Here is a 20,674-nt window from a genome sequence, read left to right as displayed (position 1 = left end):
CGTGTCCCGCAGACCGGCCCTGTCGATCATCATCCCGGCCTGGAACGAGGCCGAATGGCTGCCGCGCACCCTGGCGGCGGTGCAGGAAGCGCTATCCGGCATTGACCGGAACAGCGAGATCATCGTGGTCGACAACGCCTCGACCGACCGCACGCCACAGATTGCCCAGGCCGCGGGATGCCGCGTCGTGTTCGAACCCGAGCGCCGCATCAGCCGCGCCCGCAATGCCGGCGCGGCCGTAGCCTGCGGCGATTACCTCCTGTTCGTCGATGCCGACACCTGGCCCGACCGCGCCCTGTTGCAGGCAACACTGGACGCGCTGGACAGCGGCGAGGTCTGTGGGGGTGGCGCGCGGGTGACCTTCGACCACCTCAGCCACCGGATCTATCGCTGGGGTGCCACCGCGTGGAACACCCTCTCCGCGCGCCTGGCTCTCGCAGCTGGCTGCTACGTCTTTTGCACTCGCGAGGCCTTCGCGGCGGTGGGCGGCTTCAGCGAGGCCGTGTACGCGGGGGAAGAGGTGTTCCTGTCCCGCGCGCTGAGACGCTGGGGCCACGCGCACGGCCAGCGCGTCGAGATCCTGGAAACGCCCGTACTGACCTCCGGCCGCAAGGCGGACTGGTTTCATCCAGGTCGCCACGTCCTCGTGGTGACGCAGGTCCTGCTGTTCCCCTGGAGCCTGCGTTCCCGCCGCCTCAGCTGGTTCTGGTACACCCGCCCACGACGGCAGTAAGAAAGAGACCGAACGCCGAAATCGGGCCCCGGTGATCAGGATGTCGACAACGTCGGCCACCGAACCATCGATCCACCGCGACCTGAATTCGTTCGGACATCGTGTTCCCCCGCCCCGAGTATCAACGCCGCCCCATCTCCCCTTCCACCACCAGGCGACGCCAGCTAAACAGGCCCTCGACGTCAATCCGGTAGGGGCCCGGACCCAGGTCCCCCGCCACATGGACCCGGATCCCTTCAATCTCGCGCTCCGTGTAGCCGTCGGCCCGGCGGGGCCCGCCGCGCTCGGCCACTGGAACCGCCGCCTGTCCGCCACAACAACCGTGGCGCGTGGACCATCGCAGCACCACCTCGCCGCCCTGCCCGGCCAGCCACTCGCGCGCGGCGTCGGTCAGGGTGATCGCGGTCATGCCGATCTCGCCTCGGTGTCCGCCGGGAACCAGTGGCGGGTGCGATTGGCGATGCGCACCAGCGCCAGCATCAGCGGCACCTCGACCAGCACGCCCACCACGGTCACCAACGCGGCACCCGACTGCAGGCCGAACATCGCGATCGCCGCGGCCACCGCCAGCTCGAAGAAGTTGCTCGCGCCGATCATCGCGCCGGGGGCCGCCACCGCGTGACGCACCCGCCACGCCTTGGCCCAGTAGTAGGCGATGTAGAACACCAGGAAGGTCTGGATGATCAGCGGAATCGCGATCAGCACGATATGCCCCGGGTTCTCCAGGATGCGCTCGCCCTGGAAGGCGAACAGCAGGACCAGCGTCACCAGCAGGCCGATCGGCGTGACCGGGCCCAGACGCTTCATGAACACGTTGTCGAACCACTCGATGCCCTTCTTGCGGATCAGCCAGATGCGCGTCAGGTAGCCGGCGACGAACGGAATGACGATGTACAGCAGCACCGACAGCGCGACCGTGTCCCAGGGCACGTGGATATTGGACACGCCCAGCAGGAGCACCACGATGGGGGCAAAGGCGAACAGCATGATGATGTCGTTCACCGCCACCTGCACCAGCGTGTAGGCGGCATCCCCGCGGGTCAGGTAGCTCCAGACAAACACCATCGCGGTACACGGCGCCGCGCCCAGCAGGATCGCCCCGGCCAGGTATTCACGCCCCAGGTCTTCCGGGATCCAGGCGGCATACACCACCATGAAGAAGAACCAGGCGATCGCGAACATGGTGAACGGCTTGATCAGCCAGTTCACCGAGGTGGTAATGGCCAGGCCCTTCGGCTCCCGACGCACGCCGAGGATGGCGGAGAAGTCGATCTGCACCATCATCGGGTAGATCATCGCCCAGATCAGGATGGCCACCGGGATGGAGACCTGGGCGTACTCCCACTGCGACAGGGTCTCCGGCACCACCGGCAGGAACTGCCCCAGGGCGACGCCCGCCACGATGCACAGCGCCACCCACACGCTCAGGTAGCGCTCGAAGATCCCCATGCCTTCCTTCGTCGAGATCTCCTCGACGGAGGCGTTCCGGTCGGTCATTGCTTCCTCCGTATCTCCCGGGTAACGCGTCAGCAGCAACCCTTGGCTTCATTGTCACTAGTTGGCCCGCACGAGACGGTTGATGTCCCTTCCGGTACACAGCAGTCACCGGTCCCTTCATCCTGTGCGCCGAACATCGGGATGCTCCCGAGCGTGTGATAACTCTCCCACGCGATCCCGGCCGGATCGGTGGTCCAGTACTTGTCGGATTGCGCGTAGCAGCAATGCGTGCCCATCTCCTCGTGCACGTCCGCGTCGATGGCGTCCAGACGCTGGCCCAGCTCCTCGAGCTCGCCCACCTCTTCGGCCTGGATGCCGAGGTGGTTGAGGCCCACCGGCGCACCGCGGGCCGACACCGCGAAATTGACCCGCGGGTCCTCCAGCATCCATTTCGCGTAGTCGCCCTTGACCACGCTCGGCTCGGCCGCGAACAGCTGCGAGTAAAAGCGGATCGCCGGTTCCAGTTCCGGCACGGAAACGTGCAGGTGCATGCGCTTCATGGATCAGACTCCTCAATTCACTCCATCTCGCGGATCGGCCCGGGGTCCCACGGGTCATCCCGGGTGGACCCGGCCTGGCTCGGTTGTTGCAGTCCCCACCCGGGCGCGTGGTCTATCGAACGTGCCGGCCCGCCACTGGCCGAGCCGCTGTGGCTTCCGTATCCCCTGCACAGTCCAGGGCCGCAGGCAACGCGCAGCCGTCGGCGTCGGCCGCGCAGCAGTTCTCGGTCAGGTAGGTGACCAGGTCCTGCATCGCGTCGAGATTCACCCGATAGCGCTGGTAGCGCCCTTCCTGCGTGACGGTCAGCAGGCCCGCCTGCGTCAGGGTCTTGAGGTGAAACGAGAGGTTCGTGCGCGGCAGTTCCAGGGTTTCGGCGATTTCGCCGGCGACCCGCCCATCGTGGCCATAACGCACCAGCAGGCGCACGATATCCAGGCGAATGCCGGAGGCCAGCGACTCGAACATGTGGGTGGCGGTGACCTTGTCCATAGGCCGATATTTCAACGCTCCTTGTATCGTTGTCAAGTGACAGGACCCAGTCGCCGTTGCCGCGGGCGCGCACTTCTTTCTCAAGAACCGCCCGATGCCTCCCCGCTCAGCCTGCAGGGTTCGCGCCGGACCACCCGGTCGCCGCCGGTCTGTCGGGGTTTTCCCGCGGGGCATCGAGGCCCGGTATACTGCGCGGTCTTCCGTTCAACTCCGACCACGACGCCCGAGCCGCCATGAACCCGCGCCTGGACCGGCTACAGCCCTATCCGTTCGAACGCCTGCGCCGGCTGTTCGCGGACCTGCAACCGCCTGCGGACCGGGAGCCCATCGCACTGTCGATTGGCGAGCCGCGTCACGCACTGCCCGATTTCGTCGAACCCGTCCTGCGGGCCTCCCTCCAGGGCTTCAACCACTACCCGACCACACGCGGCGAACCGGCCCTGCGCGAGTCCATCGCGGCGTGGCTGCAACGGCGGTTTGATCTCGGCAATGTGGACGCGGAACGGCAGGTGCTTCCGGTCAGCGGAACCCGCGAGGCCCTGTTCGCGATTGCCCAGGCGGTAGTGGCGGAGAAGCCCGGCGCCCGCGTGCTGATGCCGAATCCGTTCTACCAGATCTACGAGGGCGCGGCGCTGCTCGCCGGGGCCACGCCGGCCTTCTACAACCTGGCGCCAGAGAACGGCTACCTGCCCGACTTCTCGGCGGTCGACGCGGCCACCTGGGAGGACGTGCAGCTCGTCTACATCTGCAACCCGGGCAACCCCGCCGGGGCCTGCATGTCCGAGGCCGCGATGCAGGATCTGATCCGCCTGGCCGAGCGCCATGACTTCATCATCGCGGCGGACGAATGCTACTCCGAGATCTACCACCCCGATGGCGAGCCGCCGGCCGGCCTGCTGGGGGCCGCGGCGCGCATGGGCAACGCCGCATTCGAGCGCTGCATCGTCTTTCACAGCCTGTCCAAGCGCTCCAACCTGCCGGGGCTGCGGTCCGGTTTCGTGGCCGGCGATGCGGCCCTGCTCGACCGCTTCGCGCTGTACCGGACCTACCATGGCTGCACCCTGCCGCCGCCGACCCAGGCCGTCAGCCGCGCCGCCTGGTCAGACGAGGCCCACGTGGCCGAGAATCGTGCCCTCTATGCCGAGAAATTCGCTGCAGTGGTCCCGATTCTGGAATCGGTGATCGACGTCCAAGCACCCGCCGCCGGTTTCTACCTGTGGCCGCGCGTGCCGGATGGTGACGACGAGGGCTTTGCCCGACGCCTCTACGGCGAGGCGGGGGTCACGGTCCTGCCGGGGCGCTACCTCTCCCGGACCGACCCGGAGACCGGGCACAATCCCGGGGCCGGACACGTGCGCATGGCGCTGGTCGCCGCGCCCGCCGCCTGCATCGAGGCGGCCGAGCGGATCACCGCGCTTTATCGTTAACGCCACTCATCAATTTATTTTTCATTGCCTTAAAGGGAATACCTAATGTCCGATATCCAGAGCACCATCGAAGCCGCCTTTGAACGCCGCGCCGACATCAACCCGCGCAACGTGGAAACCAACGTCCGCGACGCCGTGAACGAGGCGCTGGATATGCTGGACACCGGCCGTGCCCGCGTCGCCGAGAAGAAGGACGGCGACTGGGTGGTGAACGAATGGCTCAAGAAGGCCGTGCTGCTGTCGTTCCGCATCTCCGAGAACGAGTTCATCAAGGGCGGCTTCACCAACTACTACGACAAGGTACCCTCCAAGTACGCGGACACCTCCAGCCGCGACTTCCGCGAGGCGGGCGTGCGCGTCGTGCCCCCGGCCACCGCCCGTCGCGGGAGCTTCATTGCCCCCAACACCGTGCTGATGCCGTCCTACGTGAACATCGGCGCCTATGTCGATGAAGGCACGATGGTGGACACCTGGGCCACGGTCGGCTCCTGCGCCCAGATCGGCAAGAACGTGCACCTCTCCGGCGGCGTGGGTATCGGCGGCGTACTGGAGCCGCTGCAGGCCGCCCCGACCATCATCGAGGACAACTGCTTCATCGGCGCGCGCTCCGAGGTGGTCGAGGGCGTGATCGTCGAGGAAGGCGCGGTCATCTCCATGGGCGTGTACCTGGGCCAGTCCACCCGCATCTACGACCGCGAGAACGACGAGATCCTCTACGGCCGCGTGCCGGCTGGCTCCGTGGTCGTCTCGGGCAACCTTCCGTCGAAGGATGGCAAGTACTCGCTGTACTGCGCCGTGATCGTGAAGCGCGTAGACGAGAAGACCAAGGCCAAGGTGGGCCTGAACGCCCTGCTGCGGGATGTCTGAGATCGCGCTCTACGGCATCGCCAACTGCGATACCGTCCGCAAGGCCCGCCGGTCGCTGGATGCGGCCGGCGTGGGCTATCGTTTCGTGGACGTTCGCAAGGACGGGCTGGCGGCGGATCGGCTGCGCGGCTGGGTCGACGCAGTCGGCTGGGAGACCCTGGTCAACCGGCGGGGCACAACCTGGCGCCAACTCCCGAACGATCAGCGCTAGGGACTGGATGCGGAACGCGCCATCGCGCTGATGCTTGAACACCCGGCGCTCATCAAGCGGCCCGTCATCGAACAGGACACCGCGATCACCGTCGGCTGGCCCCCCGAGACTGCGGCCCGGTGGGGAGCGGCCTGAGGCACTCGCGGCCATGCTGAGACGGGCCAGCATCCGTTGGCGGGCCTTGCGCTGGCGCGCCCACAACTGGCTGGCCCGTCATCCGCGCCTGCATTCCGGGCTGCATGCCGCCGGGAGCATGAAGAGCGGCCCGGAGGCGCTGGCCCGCGGGGTCGCGATCGGGCTGTTTATTGGCCTGACCCCCACGGTCGGCTTCCAGACCGTGTTGATGATCATTCTCTGCATTGCACTGGCGGGCAATTTTCCCACGGCGTTCGTGGCCTCGTTCGTCAGCAACCCCTTCACCGCCGCGCCGCTGTATTGGGGCTTCCACGAACTCGGCGAGGCCGTGTTCTACTATGTCCCGCTGATCTCGCACGACCCCGACGCCTGGTATCTGCAGGGCATCGGGGACGAGATCACCTATACCCTGATGGGCAGCCTGCTGATCGCCACGCCAACCGCCATTGCCGGCTACTGGGCCTCCCGCCGCCTGTCGGCCGCCTGGCAACGCCACCGCGACCGGCGCCGTGCCGAACGCGCTGCACAGCGGGAGCGTTAGAGAGCCACTACTGGACCCCGCTCCGAAGTCGTTCACGCCACACCGAATCACCCGGGTCCGGGTCACCAGCAGGCGCCTCCAGCCACGCATCCAGCAGCTCCACCTCGCCACCATTGCGCTCCAGCGGGGGCACGTCCGCGTAGGGATCGGGGTTGAGGCGGCCGTCGTGCCAGGCCCAGGTGAAATACCCCAGGTTCACCAACGCGAGAAACAGGATCAGCCAGCGCATTCGGCGCCCTCCCAGCGCGACAGCTCCCAGAGGCCGTCCAGCACCAGGTTCGGGAAAATCGTGGACTCTGCACGCAACACCGGCGCCAGCCAGTAAGCATCACCCCCCGTCAGCCAGCAGGCCGCGCCCGCCCGCTCCGCGGTCCGCGAGCGCGCGATCAACCCATCCAGCGCGCCGGCCAGCCCCAGGCTCCATCCGCGCTCCAGGGCCTCGGTGCTGTTCAGGCCCGGCGCGGTCTCCAGATCATCCGGCCATTGCGTGGCCTCGCGCGGCGCAATGCGATCTGTCAGACGCGTCTGCAGCGCCTCCCAGCCGAGCTGGCGCCCCGGCAACAGATAGCCTCCCGCATGGCGACCGTCCGCCTCCAGTACATCCACGGTGACGGCGGTGCCGGCATCGACCAGGATCATCGGCGCATCGCAGCGGGCCCGCGCCGCGACCAGCGCGCAGTAGCGATCCACTCCCAACTGCCCCGCCGCATAGTCGATCCGCAGGCCATGCGGGCCGTCCGCCGGCACCGTCACCGCGTGTACCGGCGCGTCGATCCCGGCAGCCGCCAGTTCGGCCGAGAACGCCGCCTCGCGCTCGCCGGGCCCGACCCGCGACAACCAGACGGCCTTAAGCGGGGCCTCGCGCGCCATCGAGGCCAGGCCACGGACACAACCGGCCGGGTCACGATTCGCCCCGGACCCCAGCACTTCGCCCTCCGCGTTGCGCACCTGCCACTTCACACGGGTACTGCCGATATCCACCAGGGCAATTTCAGCCATGTTCGCAACTCCGTACCGAGACCTCGCCCGAATGCAGGTGCCGGATCGCACCGTCGTCGAACTGCACAACCAGGCAGCCGCTCGCCGGATCGATTCCATGCGCCTGTCCGCGGACGCCGTCATCCAGGATTTCGATCGGCCGGCCGCGCAGGCAGTCCAGCCGCACCAGCTCACGCTCCAGCGGCACAAGCCCTTCGCCCATCAACAGCGGATGCAGGCGACATTGCTCCGCGATCACCCGGGCTGCAAGCTCCAGGAGCTCTGGAACCGGGCCGGGGAGCTGGGTCGCGAGATCGGTCACCGCGCGGTCCAGCTCCAGGCCACCGGCGCCTTGCCGGTTGAGACCAATCCCCACCACCAGCCGGCCTGGCTGGCCACCACTCGCCGCGCGCTGCTCCACCAGGATGCCGCCCAGCTTGGCGGCATCGACCATCAGATCATTGGGCCACTTGAGCCGCACACCTTCCAGACCCAGCGCTTCCAGCGCACGGATGACCCCAACGCCAACCCCGACCGGATAGGCGGGCGGCACGCGCCCCTGCATGATGGGCCATGCCAGCGACAGCGCCAGGCTCGCCCCCGGAGGCGAATGCCAGACACGACCGCGCCGCCCGCGACCCGCTGTCTGGGCCTGCGCCACGCAGGCGCGTGGCAGATCGCCCGCCTCGGGGCGGGTCTCCAGCAGATAGCGGTTGGTCGAGTCCACCGACTCCAGCACCTCGACCGCCGGCGCCGTCACACCGGCCCCGTCGACCAGGCGTTCGACACGCGCTTTCAGGCGTGCGCTCTCCGGCGCCATAATGCAAACTGTGAACGCGGTCTCGGTCATCGGGATCAGTACTCGGCTCGCATCCGGGCCAGGGGGAACAGGGCTTGCATACAAGGCACCATGGTAAGCATTCCGGTCGGACGGTGCTGCGCCTGCTGATACTGGTGGCGGGGCTGGCTCTGGCCGGCACCAGCGCGGCCGAGCTCTACTCCTTTCGCGATGCCTCCGGGGCCCGGGTCCTGACCGACGAGCGCCCGCAGGGCGTTCCCTACGAGACCATCCGTTCGCCCGGCGGTGCCGGCACGGTCACCTCGACACCCGGCGGTGGAAACTGGTCACCCAGTCAGATCTTCGTGTTCCAGGGCCCGGGTGGAGAGCGCCTGATCACCAACCAGCGTCAGCAGAATAGCGGCATGGAGTTGATCGCCACCTACGGCCGACCCACCGCCCGCGCACGTTGCGGTGCCCGCGCCCGCAATGCCCTGGCCACCGGCGGTGGCGATTTCGCGGACCTCATCCACAACGCCGCCCACCGCCAGGGCGTGGACCCGGCGCTGGTGCAGTCGGTGATTCACGTGGAGTCCTGCTTCGATCCGCAGGCGGTATCCCGGGTGGGCGCGCACGGCTTGATGCAGCTGATGCCCGCTACCGCCGCCGATCTCGGGGTAACCGACCGCTTTGATCCCGCCCAGAATATCGATGGCGGCACGCGCTACCTGGCCGCCATGCTCGATCGCTTCGAGGGGGATCTGGATCTCGCCCTGGCCGCCTACAATGCCGGCCCCGGCGCGGTGGAACGGCACGGCGGCGTGCCCCCGTTTCGCGAGACACAGAACTACATCCAGCGCATCCGCGCCCAGTACGACGGCAACGGGCGGCCCGACTGACGACCCTCAGGCCTTGGGCTTGTCCCGGCCGCAGTTCCAGCACTGGGTGAACTGCGGCTCGATCACCTCGCCGCAGCGCGGGCACTTCCAGTCGCGGCCGTCGTGTTCGGGCTCGCCCTCCAGGTATTCCAGGATGATGGCGCGCGCCTCCTCGGCCTGTTCCTCGTGCACGACCATGATGCGGGCCCAGGTCTCGGTCGGCGGGACTTCCCCGACGGCACCGTAAAGCCCGGCCTGGTTCACGTAGGCCGGGATGCCGGCCTCCTGCAGCAGGGTCTCGATGAACCCGGCCATCACCGGGTCGGCGGCAGAATAGACGGTCCTCATGATCGCGACCGTAGCACGCAGCCCGAACCCGGCGCAGCGGCGGCGGTGCCTACTGCACGGTGCCCTGGTTGGCGGCCTGGAAGTACTCCATCGCCTTCTGGATGGCGAAGAACGGGGCCTCGTCGAGGGCGATCTGCGTATGCGGCAAGTTGATGTCCGCGTAGTACTTGCGCATGGCCAGCACGTGGATCGGCAGCTCGCGCGCGAACATCGGATTTTCGAAGTTGAAGTACTGCCCGAGCCCCAGCACGAGGTCCTGGCGTTCTTCGGCCGTCAGGCTCTCCGGCGACACCACGACATCCGGCAGCTGCCCGGCCTGGCCATCGACCGAGACCACCACCTGGCGATCGCCTTCGGCCGCGGCGGGGATATCGTCCCCAGTCACGAGCTGCAGGTTCTCGGACAGGTCCAGGTAGCCCTTGGACAGGATATGGCCGTGGGGCTGAAACACCTTGCTGGACATGTTCACTGCCCACAGCTCCAGGGTCTCCTTGAGGTCCTGGGCCGCCTGCACCTCGCCCAGGGCGAACAACTGCCGGGCGTAGAGGATGTCCCAGACCCAGACCTGACCGTATTCGGGCAGCTCGCCTTCGGCGACCACCGAGACCTTGTGCAGCTCCGGCTGTGCCTCGTCGCGCGCGTGCAGTGTCAGGGTAAATTCGGCCAACGGACTTCTCCTTACGGCAGCGCGTTTCGCGCTGCATGATCAAGCATTCAAGTATAGCCACCAGCGCCGAGACAGCGCAGTTCAGGTACGCCGCTCGGGGACTTCCAGGACCGTTCCGGGCCGTCCCAACCGCCCCCGGTTCACGGAACTGACATAATGCCGTCATAGACTCTCGGTCCCACTTCTGCCGCGAGTCGTGCATGCCGGATGCCGACGTGACCCGAACCGACCTGTTCCTCAACCGCGAGCTGTCCCTGCTGGAATTCAACCGCCGGGTACTCGCCATCGCCCAGGACCCGGCCTTCCCGCTACTGGAACGCCTGCGCTACCTCAGCATTTCCTCCACCAACCTGGACGAATTCTTCGAGGTCCGCGTGGGCTCGCTGCGCCAGCAGGTCGAACTGAACGTGCAGGCCCCGGGCCCGGATGGCCTCTCGGCCGCCGAACAGCTGCGCCAGATCGCGCCGCGCGCCCACGACCTGGTGGAACAGCAGTACAGCACGCTGAACGACGAACTGATCCCGGCACTCGCAGCGGAGGGGATCCACTTTGTTCGGCGCACACACTGGGACGCGGCCCAGCGGGACTGGGTGCGGGAGTACTTCCGCCAACAACTCCAGCCGGTCCTCAGCCCGATCGGCCTGGACCCCGCCCATCCGTTCCCGCGCATCCTCAACAAGAGCCTGAACTTCATCGTCACCCTCAAGGGCAAGGATGCCTTCGGGCGTGAATCCGGCCGCGCCGTGGTCCAGGCCCCGCGTTCCCTGCCCCGCCTGGTGCGGCTGCCGCGCGAGGTCGCCAGCGGCGACAACGACTTCGTGCTGCTGTCGTCCATCCTGCATGCGCACGTGGACGAGCTGTTCCAGGGCATGAAGGTCACCGGCTGCTACCAGTTCCGGCTGACCCGCAACTCGGACCTTTTCGTGCAGGAAGAGGAGATCGACGACCTCCTGAACGCCCTGGAGGGCGAGCTGCCCCAGCGCAACTACGGTGCCGGCGTGCGCCTCGAGGTCGCGGACAACTGCCCGCAGGAGGTCGCGGAGTTCCTGCTGCAGCAATTCCACCTGGAGCCGGACGACCTGTATCAGGTCACGGGCCTGGTCAACCTGAACCGTCTGATGGCCGTGCACGAACTGGTGGACCGGCCGGACCTCAAGTTTCCCCCGCTGGTCCCGGCCCTGCCCCGCAGTGACACGAGCGGCAGCGGCATCTTTGCCTGCATCCGCGACCAGGAGTTGCTGCTGCATCACCCCTACCAGTCGTTCATGCCGGTGGTCGACTTCCTGCGCCAGGCGGCGGCGGATCCGCGGGTGCTGGCCATCAAGCAGACGCTCTACCGCACCGGCACCCGCTCGCCGCTGGTCGAGATCCTGATCGAGGCGGCGCAGGCCGGCAAGGAGGTCACCGTCGTGATCGAGCTGCGGGCGCGCTTCGACGAGGCCGACAACATCGAACTGGCCAACCGCATGCAGGACGCCGGGGTCCACGTCACCTACGGCGTCGTCGGCTACAAGACCCACGCCAAGCTGGCGCTGGTCGTGCGCCGCGATGGCGACCGCATCACCCGCTACGCCCACCTGGGCACCGGGAACTATCACTCCGGCACCGCCAAGGCCTATACCGACTTCGGCCTGCTGACAGCCGACCCCGTGCTTACCGAGGACGTCCACCGCGTGTTCCTCCAGCTCACCGGCCTGGGCAAGGTGACCCGGCTGCGCCAGCTGCTCCAGGCGCCGTTCCGCCTGCACGCCGCGATGCTCGAGAAGATCCAGCGCGAGATCGACAACCACCAGGCCGGGAAGCCCGCCCGCATCATCGCGCGCATGAACTCGCTCAACGAGACGAAGATCATCCAGGCCCTCTACAAGGCTTCGCAGGCGGGCGTCCCCATCCAGCTGGTCGTGCGCGGCATCTGCAGCCTGCGCCCCGGGGTGCCCGGCATCTCGGAAACCATCGAGGTGCGCTCGGTCCTGGGCCGGTTCCTGGAACACTCCCGCGTGTTCTATTTCGAGAACGACGGCGACCCCGAGGTGTTCCTGTCCAGCGCCGACTGGATGCCGCGCAACTTCTTCCGCCGCGTCGAGGTGGCCTTCCCCGTACGCGACCCGGAACTGCGCGACCGCGTCGCCGAGGAATCCCTGTTCAACTACCTGCAGGACAACGCCACCGCCTGGGCACTGCAGCCCGACGGCAGCTACACCCGCATTCGACCCGCTGACGACCAGGCGCCCTACTCCGCGCAGGAGGCCCTGACAGCCCAGCTGGCGGGGTCCACCGCCGGCTGATGCGACGACACCCATGGCCGGCGCGGGCACCCGGTCCTGGGACTGCGCCGGTCCCCGCTTGACCCCGTTCTTCGGACGACCGAACCTGAGAATCACAACCTCCCTGTGGGCGTGAGCATCCGGACCCCCTATGAAGATCCTCATACTGGAAGACGAAGAACTCATGGCGGACCTTCTAAAGACGCTCGTACGCGGCCTTTATCCCGATTCCGACATCTTCCACGCGCGCTCCATCACCGAAGCCCTGCGACGTTGGCGCGAGACACACCACGACCTCGTGCTGTCGGACCTTTCGCTGCCCGACGGGAATGGGCTGGACTTCCTGCGACGGGCGGCCATCGATGGCCGCGTCACGCCCATCGTCATCATCACCGCGAACCCGGACCGCAAGAGTGTCCAGCGCGCCGCTCGCTACGGCGTCCGGGGTTTTATCTCCAAGCCCTTCGAGGCGGAACTGGTGCATGACCGTCTGCAAGCGATACTGGCTACGGGAGCGACTACCGCCGAGTCCCGCGAAGAAGCCGAGGGCGAGCCGAAGGCGCCCGCCCTGGAAAACGCCCTGCAACAGGCCGAATCCGGTGAGCTGAGACTGCCTACACCGATCGGTCTTGACGCACTGCGGGAACTGAGGGCGCGGTCCGACACACTCTCCCTGTCCGAACTGGAGAAGGCCTGGCAGGACATTCCATCCCTGGTCACGCGCCTGATCGATGCATCCAACGGCAGTGCACTGCGGCGCACCGACACCCCCAATACCTCGCTACGCGACGCCCTGCAGGTTCTGGGCATCCCCACCGCCCTGAATCTGGCAATGGCCATGGCCCTCGATCTCACCACCACGCTTCAGGACCCCACCCTCCAGACCCGCGCCCGGCATTACCAGGAACAGAGCGAACGCATGGCCCACCAGGCTGCGGCCCTAGGCCGCAGCCTGCGGGCGGACGCCAGCCTTTGCTTTACCGCCGGACTGATGCATCGCCTGGGCGAGCTCGCGGTCATCGCCACGGCACAGCGCTGCGTCCTTCAGGGCTGCACCCTGGACCCAGCCGCCCTGGATACGGCGCTTGCTGGGGCCTGGCCCGCTCGAATGGCCGTAGCGCTGAAGTCGCGTCTGCGCCTTTCTCTTCCGTTAAAGCAGATGATTGGGGCAGCCCACGGCTTCGGTCTGGGCAGCGGGCACATTCATCTCCCCATCATGCGCACCGCCTTTTTGCTGACCAATGGGGCGGCGGACTCCGCCGAATGCCAGAAGCTTCTGGGGCGCCTTGGGCTGTCGGCCCCCGACACCACAGGCGAAATGCCCAGTGAGCAGGTTTCGCTCCAGAGAAATGCTGATGGGTGAACACGCTCGCGTGGGCACCCCGGGCCCCCGAGGCAGGGGTCACACAGCGGTTAGCGCCTCTACCCCCGTTCTATAAACACTCGGGGCGCAATGCAGGGCGGGGAAACTGGAGTACAAGCCCCAAACGTGAGTGAATACAGGTGCACACGCGCCCCACCCCATCGGGCCGCACACGCGTGCTGCATCCTCCCGGAACCGAGGCGCTCCTGGACCCAATCCTCTTGTTCCCGATGCAGAGGGTCGCTGGGTTCCCTGCCCGTTCACAACACCCCCGGTAAGCGCCTCAGCTCCCGCGGTTTTCTGTATCCGCTTCACTTTGACGCTCGGAGCGCGGCACATCATGCAGCCCACCCAGCAGGGTGACCTCGGCGTCGCCGTGCCGCAGCCGGTCCTGCAGCAGGAAGGGCAGTGCCAGCAACCGGTTGTGTCGCATCAACCGAAACCCAGTCGCCGACCACCAGATGCCGATCTACAGCGGCACCGCGAGTACTTAGATCCAGACCACCAATGTCAGCATCCTGCGTTCCTTGTGTCCGGTTCGGAATAGGGGCTCACTCGAACTCCAGTTCCAGCTTGTGGCGCGCCCAGTCCTCGCGTTCCGCATCCAGATCGGCGCGCGTTAGCGGGTGGGTATCCAGCCAGTCGGGCGCGAAGGTCAGCGTCAGACCCTCCTGCGTCGCCTCGATGCGCTCCAGCGGCACCGGATCCGGCGCGCGCGAACGATGCAGCAACACCGCCAGACGCAGCAGGGCCGCCATGAACAGCAGCGGCCGCGCGCGATCCTCTCGCACCCCGGACAACAACTTGGGCTTCAGCCCACCCCGGTGCAGGCGCACCAGCCACGCCAGCTCGGCCTGTTCGGGCTGCGAGAAACCCGGCAGGTCGGCCCAGGTGAGGATGTACTCCCCATGTTTGTGGTATTTGCTGTGGGCCAGTGCCAGGCCGATCTCGTGCAGTTCGGCCGCCCAGTCCAGGCGTTCCGCGTCGTCCTCGCCGAGCTCCCAGGCGGCGCGAACGGCGGTCACCAGGCGCGCCACCGTCGCCTGCACCCGCTCCGCCTGGGACGCATCGACCGCGAACCGCCGGCGCAGATGGTGAATGGTGCTGCCACGCACATCCTCGTGCCGAAAACGTCCCAGAAGGTCGTGAATCACGCCCTCGCGCAGGGCCCCGTCCGAGGGGTGCAGCCGCTCGATCCCCAACGCCTCGAAGGCACCCAGAAGCACCGCAAGGCCACCGGCAATCACGGGCGCCCGGTCCTCGGCCAGACCGGGCCATTTCAGCCGCTTGATGGCCCCCTGCTCGATCAAGGCATCACGTAGCCGTTCCAGGTTCTCGCGGCTTACACCCGGCGCCTCGTCCAATTCCCCCTCATGCACCATGCGGTCCAGGGCAAGGATCGTACCCGACGCCCCCAGCACCTGCTCCCAGCCGGCCGCGCGGTAGGCACTCGCGATCGGTTGCAGCTCCCGCTGCGCCTGCAGTTGCGCGGCCGCGAAGGCCTTGCGCGTCAGTTTGCCATCGGCGAAGAAGCGCTGGGTGAAGGTCACGCAGCCCATCTCCAGGCTCTCGGCCAGGACCGGCTCGAAGCGCTCTCCAATAATGAATTCGGTACTGCCGCCACCGATATCCATCACCAGCCGGCGGCCGCTATCGTCCGCCAGCGCATGCGCCACACCCAGGTAGATCAGCCGCGCTTCCTCGCGTCCGGCAATGATCTCAACCGGATGCCCCAGGGCCTCTTCCGCCGCGCGCAGGAAGGCGCGGCTGTCGTCCATCTGGCGCAAGGTGTTGGTGCCGACCACGCGCACGCAGCCGCGCGGCAGCTGGCGCAGTCGCTGGCCGAAGCGATCCAGACAAGCCAGGGCACGCTGCCCCACCTCCGGATCCAGTTGTCCATCGGGATCCAGACCGCTGGCAAGACGCACCGTCTCCTTGATGCGGTCGACCTTCAGGACCTCGCCGTCCTGGCGCCGTGCCACGATCATGTGAAAGCTGTTGGATCCCAGATCAACGGCCGCAACCGTCTCGGCATCGTTCTCCGTGTGCATGTTCAATCCGCCTCACCGCCGGCCAGCCGTTCGAGGATACGTCGAGGCAGGTGCCAGGCGAGCTGCATGGGGCCCGGCAGCGCGCCCGTCAATCCGCAGGCATCGCCCTTGCCCATATGAACCAGACTCCGCCCGCCCGTCGTGCCCAGCAGACAGCTTACGAGCAGCGACAGGTCCGGCTCGTGTCCCACGATCACCAGGCCTCCATCCGCCGGGAGATTGCGAGCCAGGGCCTCGACCTCCAGCCCCGTGGGTTGCCCGGGCGCCAGCCATTTCTTCTGCCGCACCGGGACATCCAGCGCCTGGGACAAAGGGATCGCCGTCTGGCGGGCCCGCAGATAGGGGCTGCAAAGGAGCTCGACCGATCCCGGCAGCAGATCCCCGAGCGCCTGCGCCATGCGTACCGCACTCACCTGGCCCTTGTCGGTCAGCGGCCGGTCACGATCCGCCCCGTCCCAGTCGCCGGGATTTCCGGCCTGGGCGTGCCGCACCAGCACCAGCCGCGGTGCGCGCATCCCGCTCAGTCCGCCCCCGGCCGCAGCAGAAACAGGGAGTACCACTCCTCGGGCGCCGACCACTGTGCCGCATGTTCGAGCCCGGCCGCCGTCAGCAGACGGTCGATGGCCTCGCGGCTGAACTTGCGCGAGATCTCGGTCCGGATCACCTCGCCTTCGGCGATCTCCAGGAGTGCCTCCGGCTCCGACACGCGCACCGTCTGCTGCCGTCGCGATACCAGGTGCATCTCGATCCGCGAGAGTTCTTCGACGAACGGAGCGCGATGTTCGAAACCGTCCGGATCGAAGTCGGCCCCCAATTCGGTATTCAACACCGACAGCAGGTTCAGGTTGAATGCCGCAGTCACCCCCGCCGCATCGTTGTAGGCCGCCTCCAGGACGGGGCGCGGCTTGACCCGGTCCAGCCCCAGCAGCAGCCGGTCTTCGGGGTTCATGGTGTCGCGGATGCGTCGCAGCAATGCAGCCGCCTCGGCGTCCTCGAAATTCCCCAGACTGCTGCCGAGAAAGGCAAACAGACGCGGACCGTCGGCTTGTGCACCGGAAACATCGGCCAGATGGGTCAGCGCCGCCGCGTAGTCCCCGCACAGGCTGTCCACGCGCATCTGATCGAAGCGCTGCAGGAGTCGCGCGCCGGCCTCGTCGAGGATCTCGGCACAGACATCGTTCGCGACGTAATGGGGCGCGGAGACGCGGGCTTCCAGCGCCGCCAGCAGGTACTCGGTCTTGCGCGACGTCCCACTGCCGAGTTCAAACAGCGTGCGCGCCCCGGATGCCTCCAGGATCGCTTCGGCATGCCGCTCCAGCAGGTCGGCCTCCAGGCGCGTGGGGTAATACTCCGGGGTATCGCAGATCGCATCGAACAGCTGCGATCCGCGCGCATCGTAGAAATACTTCGGCGGCAGGGACCGGGGCGGCTCGAGCATCCCGGCACGGAAATCGGCCAGCAAGTCGGCGTGGGCGTCGCGTTCCTCCACCACCTGGCGGCTGTAACGAGGGGAAATAGAGACAGCACTGGGTTCGGCGGACATCCGGGCTTCCGTATCGGGGTGGTTTGCGGCACGCTAGCACGAAACCCCGGACGCCCCAACTGACCCTAGCCATGTGCCGACACCTCGCCTATCTGGGTCCTCCGATCACGCTGCGCAGCCTGATCCTGGATCCGCCACACAACCTGATCGAGCAAGCAATGGCCCCGCAGGAGCTGGTGTATGCCCGCGTCAACGCCGACGGCTTCGGCTTCGGCTGGTTTGGCGAGGGGGGCATTGCGCGCCACTACCGGCGCGCCGATCCGCTCTGGCAGGATCCCAACCTGGTGGATCTGGCCAGCGACATGACCCAGCCCCTGTGGGTTGCCGCCATCCGCAGCGCAACCCCCGGCTTCGGCGGCGACACCGTCAACGCCCAGCCATTCGCCCGCGACGGCCTGCTGTACAGCCACAACGGCCTGATCAGCCGCTTCCGTCCCGACATCCGGCGCCAGATCCAGAACATCCTCAGCCAGGAGGTCGAATCGAGCATCGAGGGAACCACCGATTCCGAATACCTCTTCGCCCTGGTCCGGCAATACCTGGCCGATGACGACAACGCGACGCTGGAGGGCGCCCTCGGCGAGGCGTTCTCCACCGTGGAGACCTGGCTGGGGGCCGACACCGCCCTGCTGAACGTGATCCTGTCCGACGGCCGCCGCATCATCGCCAGCCGCCATGCGGTCAATGCGCCCTGTCCCAGCCTCTACTACACCACCGATGACGAGACGTTCCCCGACGACAGCGTGGTCGTGGCCTCCGAGCCCCTCACCGACCGCGAACGCTGGCGCCCGGTCCCGCCCGGCCATCTTTTGATCCTCGATCCCGACGAACCGCCGGAACTCCTGGCGCTGTAACACGCTCCACCGGATATGAATGCCGCCCATCCGCAGCCGAGTGCAAGCCCGCACCCATCCGACCTCCTGGACTGCCTGGCGACCCAGCACGACCGCCTGAACACGGCACTGGAGTCGACACCGGGGAACGAATGGCGCAATCAGTATCACCCGGACCTGAGTCCCATCGGGTGGCACTACGCCCATTGCCATTTCATCGAGGCGGTATGGCTACACGAACGCATCCTGGGTGAACCTCCGCCCGACCGGCGCGACTGGCACGATCTCTACTTCCCGGAACAGAGCCCGAAGTGGCGCCGCGGCGGAAGACTCCCGACGCGCCCATCCCTGCTGGAATGGGGCAAGGCCAGCCAGCAACATCACCTGGACTTGTTGCACCACCATCCGGCGGTGCGGCGGCATCCCCTGCTCGAGCGGGACTACCTGACCGGTTTTCTCGCGCAGCACCACGCCATGCACCTGGAAAGCCTGGAGCAGGTGCGCTGGTTCGCCCGCCTGCATCGCCCCGCCCCACCCCGAACGCAGGAACCAAAACCCGCACTGGCGGCCGGCGGCGACTGGATCGAGTGCCCGGGCGGCGAACATGTCAGCGGCAGCGACGCGGCGACCGCCTTCGACAACGAGCGGGGCCTCCACCCGGTCCGGCTCGCGCCCCACACGATCCGCTCCCATCCGGTCTCCAATGCCGAGATCGCCGCGTTTATCGAGGCCGGAGGCTACCGCCCGGGCCCCCACTGGGACCCGCCGGGTCGAACCTGGCTGGAACAAACGGGCATCGCGGCCCCTCTGGGATGGTGGAAGCTACCCGACGGGACCCGGGTACAAACCCTCCCCCACGGCACCCAGACACTCGATCCGCATGCACCCGCCGTCGGACTCTCCTGGTTCGAGGCCTCGGCCTACGCCCGCTGGGTGGGTGCCCGCCTCCCCCACGAACACGAATGGGAACACGCCGCCCAGGCCGGGCGGTTGCGCGCCACGGGCCAGGTATGGGAATGGTGCGGCAACACCTTTCAGCCCTACCCGGGCTTCCAGCCCTTTCCGTACAAGGAATACTCCCTACCCTGGTTCGACGGCGAACACTACGTTCTACGCGGCGGAAGCGCCTGGAGCGATCCATTGCTCACCCGCTCTACAATGCGCAACTTCTTCACCCCCGAAAAACGTCACGTGTTCGCCGGCCTCCGGCTTGCGCGCAATCTGTAGAGGTTCATGAACATGCCACCGAAGAACACCCCCCTCGCGTCCCGCCCGTCCTGGCTCGTCGCCGGGCTCGCCGCCCTGGTCCTGGCGTTTCCGGCTACGGCCATCGCAAGCGACGGCGGAACCACGCTGGCCCTGACCGGCAAGGCCGAGCGCCAGGTCGCCAACGACCACATGACCGTGCTGATGACGACCGAGGCCCGCGCCCCGGAGGCCGCCACGGCCGCTGCCACCGTCAACCGCAACATGCAGGCCGCACTGGAACGCGCCGGCGAACAGGATGGGATTGACGCCCGCACCATCGGCTATTCCACCCGCGCCATCCACGACGCCGATGACCGCAGCCGCATCAATGCCTGGCTGGTCCAGCAGAACCTGGAACTGACCGGAGCCGATTTCGATCGGTTGACCGAACTGGTCGGCGCGCTCCAGCAGCGGGACCTCAACGTCAGCCAGATCCGATTCTCCCTCAGCCCCGAGGCACGCCAGGAACATCGCGAGGCGATGATCGAAGAGGCCATGGAAGACCTGAAGGAACAAGCGCGCGTCATCGCCCGCTCGCTGGGGGCCACGCACCTGCGCACGCTGGAAGTGGAACTGCCGGACGATCACTACGATCGGCCACAGCCCATGATGGCCATGCGCGCCATGGACGAGTCAGCCAGCCAGCCGTCGCTGGAGGCCGGGCATTCCACCCTGACCCTCAGCGTACGTGGACGCCTGCAGGCCCTGGGCGCCGAGACCCTGCGCGTCACCCCGCGTTAGCACCTACCTCACCGTAGGGTGTTGTGAGGTGCCAGCCGAACCGCACCGTTCCCATGCAGGCCCCGGTCCCCGAGCGCCCCGCGCCACGATCGGTGCAATTCGCTGCGCTCATTGGCACCCTACGTCGTTCATGATCAGGGATAGCCCTCGGATATGTAGAGTCCGTAAACCGCCCCTCGGCGGGCTACCAACGGGCGCCACAAGGCCGTACGCAGCCCAAGCCGACGCCCGCAACAAACAGCCCCCAATCCTCATCCCGGCCACAGCGTTCCCATTCTCGTCATCCCGGCCGTATGTGGTGGTCAAGTGATTTCGGACACCGCGTTAGGTGGATTGGCTGCCGTTGGTTGCTCGTAGACGCTGGGAGGCAGGTAGCCCAGCGTCGAGTGGATGCGAACGGTGTTGTAGAACCGAGCGATGTAGTCCGCGATATCCCGCCGCGCCTCGCCGTGGTTCGCGTAGCGACGCTGCCAGACGCGTTCCGTCTTGAGGCTCAGGAAGAAGCGCTCGACGACGGCATTGTCCCAGCAGTTACCCCGGCGACTCATGCTCGCCTGGATCTGGTGCCGGGCCAGCAGCCG

The 20,674-nt window shown here is 67.2% G+C and carries 24 protein-coding genes and 1 pseudogene; 11 read left to right on the top strand and 14 right to left on the bottom strand.

Features of this window, described 5'->3' with window-relative positions:
- The first annotated feature begins 1 nt into the window (after position 1).
- The gene (locus F618_RS0112965) at positions 2–733 is read left to right on the top strand and encodes a glycosyltransferase (RefSeq protein WP_019568818.1); all 732 of its coding nucleotides are present in this window, start codon (positions 2–4) and stop codon (positions 731–733) included.
- A 121-nt stretch (positions 734–854) separates the two neighbouring features.
- On the opposite strand, the gene F618_RS0112960 is transcribed toward F618_RS0112965, so the two are convergent.
- From F618_RS0112960 to F618_RS0112945, 4 genes are all read right to left on the bottom strand, one after another.
- A complete protein-coding gene (locus F618_RS0112960) occupies positions 855–1,142 on the bottom strand; it encodes a CC/Se motif family (seleno)protein (protein WP_019568817.1) in 288 nt (95 codons plus the stop codon).
- A complete protein-coding gene (arsB, locus tag F618_RS0112955; protein WP_019568816.1) occupies positions 1,139–2,230 on the bottom strand; it encodes an ACR3 family arsenite efflux transporter in 1,092 nt (363 codons plus the stop codon). Before arsB ends, F618_RS0112960 begins: the two co-directional genes overlap by 4 nt.
- A 29-nt stretch (positions 2,231–2,259) precedes the next feature.
- Positions 2,260–2,730: an ArsI/CadI family heavy metal resistance metalloenzyme gene (locus F618_RS0112950; RefSeq protein ID WP_019568815.1), complete on the bottom strand. Its 471-nt coding sequence runs from the start codon at positions 2,728–2,730 to the stop codon at positions 2,260–2,262.
- A 112-nt stretch (positions 2,731–2,842) separates the two neighbouring features.
- Positions 2,843–3,220: a helix-turn-helix transcriptional regulator gene (locus F618_RS0112945; protein ID WP_019568814.1), complete on the bottom strand. Its 378-nt coding sequence runs from the start codon at positions 3,218–3,220 to the stop codon at positions 2,843–2,845.
- A gap of 233 nt (positions 3,221–3,453) precedes the next feature.
- Here F618_RS0112945 and dapC point away from each other — a divergent pair, with 233 nt between their 5' ends.
- The 4 genes and pseudogenes from dapC (at position 3,454) to F618_RS0112925 (ending at position 6,401) form a co-directional block, all read left to right on the top strand.
- The gene (gene dapC, locus F618_RS0112940; RefSeq protein ID WP_019568813.1) at positions 3,454–4,647 is read left to right on the top strand and encodes a succinyldiaminopimelate transaminase; all 1,194 of its coding nucleotides are present in this window, start codon (positions 3,454–3,456) and stop codon (positions 4,645–4,647) included.
- Between the two features lie 45 nt (positions 4,648–4,692).
- Positions 4,693–5,514 (top strand): 2,3,4,5-tetrahydropyridine-2,6-dicarboxylate N-succinyltransferase, encoded by an 822-nt coding sequence (gene dapD / locus F618_RS0112935; RefSeq protein WP_018145491.1) that lies wholly within the window; start codon positions 4,693–4,695, stop codon positions 5,512–5,514.
- A pseudogene (locus F618_RS14950) lies at positions 5,507–5,860 on the top strand (ArsC family reductase). Before dapD ends, F618_RS14950 begins: the two are co-directional and overlap by 8 nt.
- A 13-nt stretch (positions 5,861–5,873) precedes the next feature.
- Positions 5,874–6,401 (top strand): DUF2062 domain-containing protein, encoded by a 528-nt coding sequence (locus F618_RS0112925; RefSeq protein ID WP_018938503.1) that lies wholly within the window; start codon positions 5,874–5,876, stop codon positions 6,399–6,401.
- Positions 6,402–6,408: 7 nt separating this feature from the next.
- On the opposite strand, the gene F618_RS0112920 is transcribed toward F618_RS0112925, so the two are convergent.
- From F618_RS0112920 to F618_RS0112910, 3 genes are read right to left on the bottom strand one after another with little or no spacing between them, the layout of a single operon-like run.
- Positions 6,409–6,630: a hypothetical protein gene (locus F618_RS0112920; protein WP_018938504.1), complete on the bottom strand. Its 222-nt coding sequence runs from the start codon at positions 6,628–6,630 to the stop codon at positions 6,409–6,411.
- Entirely contained in the window at positions 6,618–7,400 is a 783-nt protein-coding gene (locus tag F618_RS0112915) for a type III pantothenate kinase (RefSeq protein WP_018938505.1), read from the bottom strand. The genes F618_RS0112920 and F618_RS0112915 overlap by 13 nt, the downstream gene beginning before the upstream one ends.
- Positions 7,393–8,199 (bottom strand): biotin--[acetyl-CoA-carboxylase] ligase, encoded by an 807-nt coding sequence (locus F618_RS0112910; protein WP_019563909.1) that lies wholly within the window; start codon positions 8,197–8,199, stop codon positions 7,393–7,395. The genes F618_RS0112915 and F618_RS0112910 overlap by 8 nt, the downstream gene beginning before the upstream one ends.
- 113 nt (positions 8,200–8,312) lie before the next feature.
- On the opposite strand from F618_RS0112910, the gene F618_RS0112905 reads away from it, so the two are divergent.
- Complete coding sequence (locus F618_RS0112905) at positions 8,313–9,056, top strand: lytic transglycosylase domain-containing protein (protein ID WP_018951991.1); 744 nt, start codon at positions 8,313–8,315, stop codon at positions 9,054–9,056.
- Positions 9,057–9,062: 6 nt separating this feature from the next.
- Here F618_RS0112905 and F618_RS0112900 read toward each other — a convergent pair whose 3' ends face one another.
- Positions 9,063–9,383, bottom strand: coding sequence for a DUF2007 domain-containing protein (locus F618_RS0112900; RefSeq protein ID WP_077276935.1), 321 nt, complete (start codon positions 9,381–9,383; stop codon positions 9,063–9,065).
- Positions 9,384–9,432: 49 nt separating this feature from the next.
- On the bottom strand, positions 9,433–10,050 hold the full coding sequence (locus F618_RS0112895) for a hypothetical protein (RefSeq protein ID WP_018145483.1): 618 nt from the start codon (positions 10,048–10,050) through the stop codon (positions 9,433–9,435).
- Positions 10,051–10,250: 200 nt separating this feature from the next.
- Here F618_RS0112895 and ppk1 point away from each other — a divergent pair, with 200 nt between their 5' ends.
- The gene (ppk1, locus tag F618_RS0112890) at positions 10,251–12,335 is read left to right on the top strand and encodes a polyphosphate kinase 1 (RefSeq protein WP_019568809.1); all 2,085 of its coding nucleotides are present in this window, start codon (positions 10,251–10,253) and stop codon (positions 12,333–12,335) included.
- A gap of 130 nt (positions 12,336–12,465) precedes the next feature.
- Complete coding sequence (locus tag F618_RS0112885) at positions 12,466–13,677, top strand: response regulator (protein WP_019563571.1); 1,212 nt, start codon at positions 12,466–12,468, stop codon at positions 13,675–13,677.
- 283 nt (positions 13,678–13,960) lie between these two features.
- Here F618_RS0112885 and F618_RS16045 read toward each other — a convergent pair whose 3' ends face one another.
- The 4 genes from F618_RS16045 to egtD all read right to left on the bottom strand — a co-directional run bounded on the left by F618_RS16045 (position 13,961) and on the right by egtD (position 17,271).
- A complete protein-coding gene (locus tag F618_RS16045; RefSeq protein ID WP_019568808.1) occupies positions 13,961–14,110 on the bottom strand; it encodes a hypothetical protein in 150 nt (49 codons plus the stop codon).
- 118 nt (positions 14,111–14,228) lie between these two features.
- The gene (ppx, locus tag F618_RS0112875) at positions 14,229–15,728 is read right to left on the bottom strand and encodes an exopolyphosphatase (RefSeq protein WP_019568807.1); all 1,500 of its coding nucleotides are present in this window, start codon (positions 15,726–15,728) and stop codon (positions 14,229–14,231) included.
- 2 nt (positions 15,729–15,730) lie between these two features.
- Entirely contained in the window at positions 15,731–16,243 is a 513-nt protein-coding gene (locus F618_RS0112870) for a histidine phosphatase family protein (RefSeq protein ID WP_018145479.1), read from the bottom strand.
- A gap of 5 nt (positions 16,244–16,248) precedes the next feature.
- On the bottom strand, positions 16,249–17,271 hold the full coding sequence (gene egtD, locus F618_RS0112865; RefSeq protein ID WP_019568806.1) for an L-histidine N(alpha)-methyltransferase: 1,023 nt from the start codon (positions 17,269–17,271) through the stop codon (positions 16,249–16,251).
- Positions 17,272–17,342: 71 nt separating this feature from the next.
- Here egtD and egtC point away from each other — a divergent pair, with 71 nt between their 5' ends.
- Genes egtC through F618_RS0112850 form a run of 3 tightly spaced genes read left to right on the top strand, consistent with a single transcriptional unit; the run spans position 17,343 to position 20,093 of the window.
- Positions 17,343–18,125 (top strand): ergothioneine biosynthesis protein EgtC, encoded by a 783-nt coding sequence (egtC, locus tag F618_RS0112860; protein ID WP_018938513.1) that lies wholly within the window; start codon positions 17,343–17,345, stop codon positions 18,123–18,125.
- Positions 18,126–18,140: 15 nt separating this feature from the next.
- Complete coding sequence (locus tag F618_RS0112855) at positions 18,141–19,331, top strand: SUMF1/EgtB/PvdO family nonheme iron enzyme (protein ID WP_019568805.1); 1,191 nt, start codon at positions 18,141–18,143, stop codon at positions 19,329–19,331.
- Between the two features lie 12 nt (positions 19,332–19,343).
- Positions 19,344–20,093 (top strand): SIMPL domain-containing protein, encoded by a 750-nt coding sequence (locus F618_RS0112850; RefSeq protein ID WP_019568804.1) that lies wholly within the window; start codon positions 19,344–19,346, stop codon positions 20,091–20,093.
- A gap of 302 nt (positions 20,094–20,395) precedes the next feature.
- Here the strand turns inward: F618_RS0112850 and F618_RS0112845 are convergent.
- Positions 20,396–20,674: integrase core domain-containing protein (locus F618_RS0112845; RefSeq protein WP_019568669.1), on the bottom strand; the 279-nt coding region annotated here is incomplete at its 5' end.

The organism is Thioalkalivibrio sp. ALMg13-2 (assembly GCF_000381185.1).
GTDB lineage: Bacteria > Pseudomonadota > Gammaproteobacteria > Ectothiorhodospirales > Ectothiorhodospiraceae > Thioalkalivibrio > Thioalkalivibrio versutus.
Note: the sequence above shows the minus strand (reverse complement) of the source record. Positions and strands in the feature narration are given on the sequence as shown.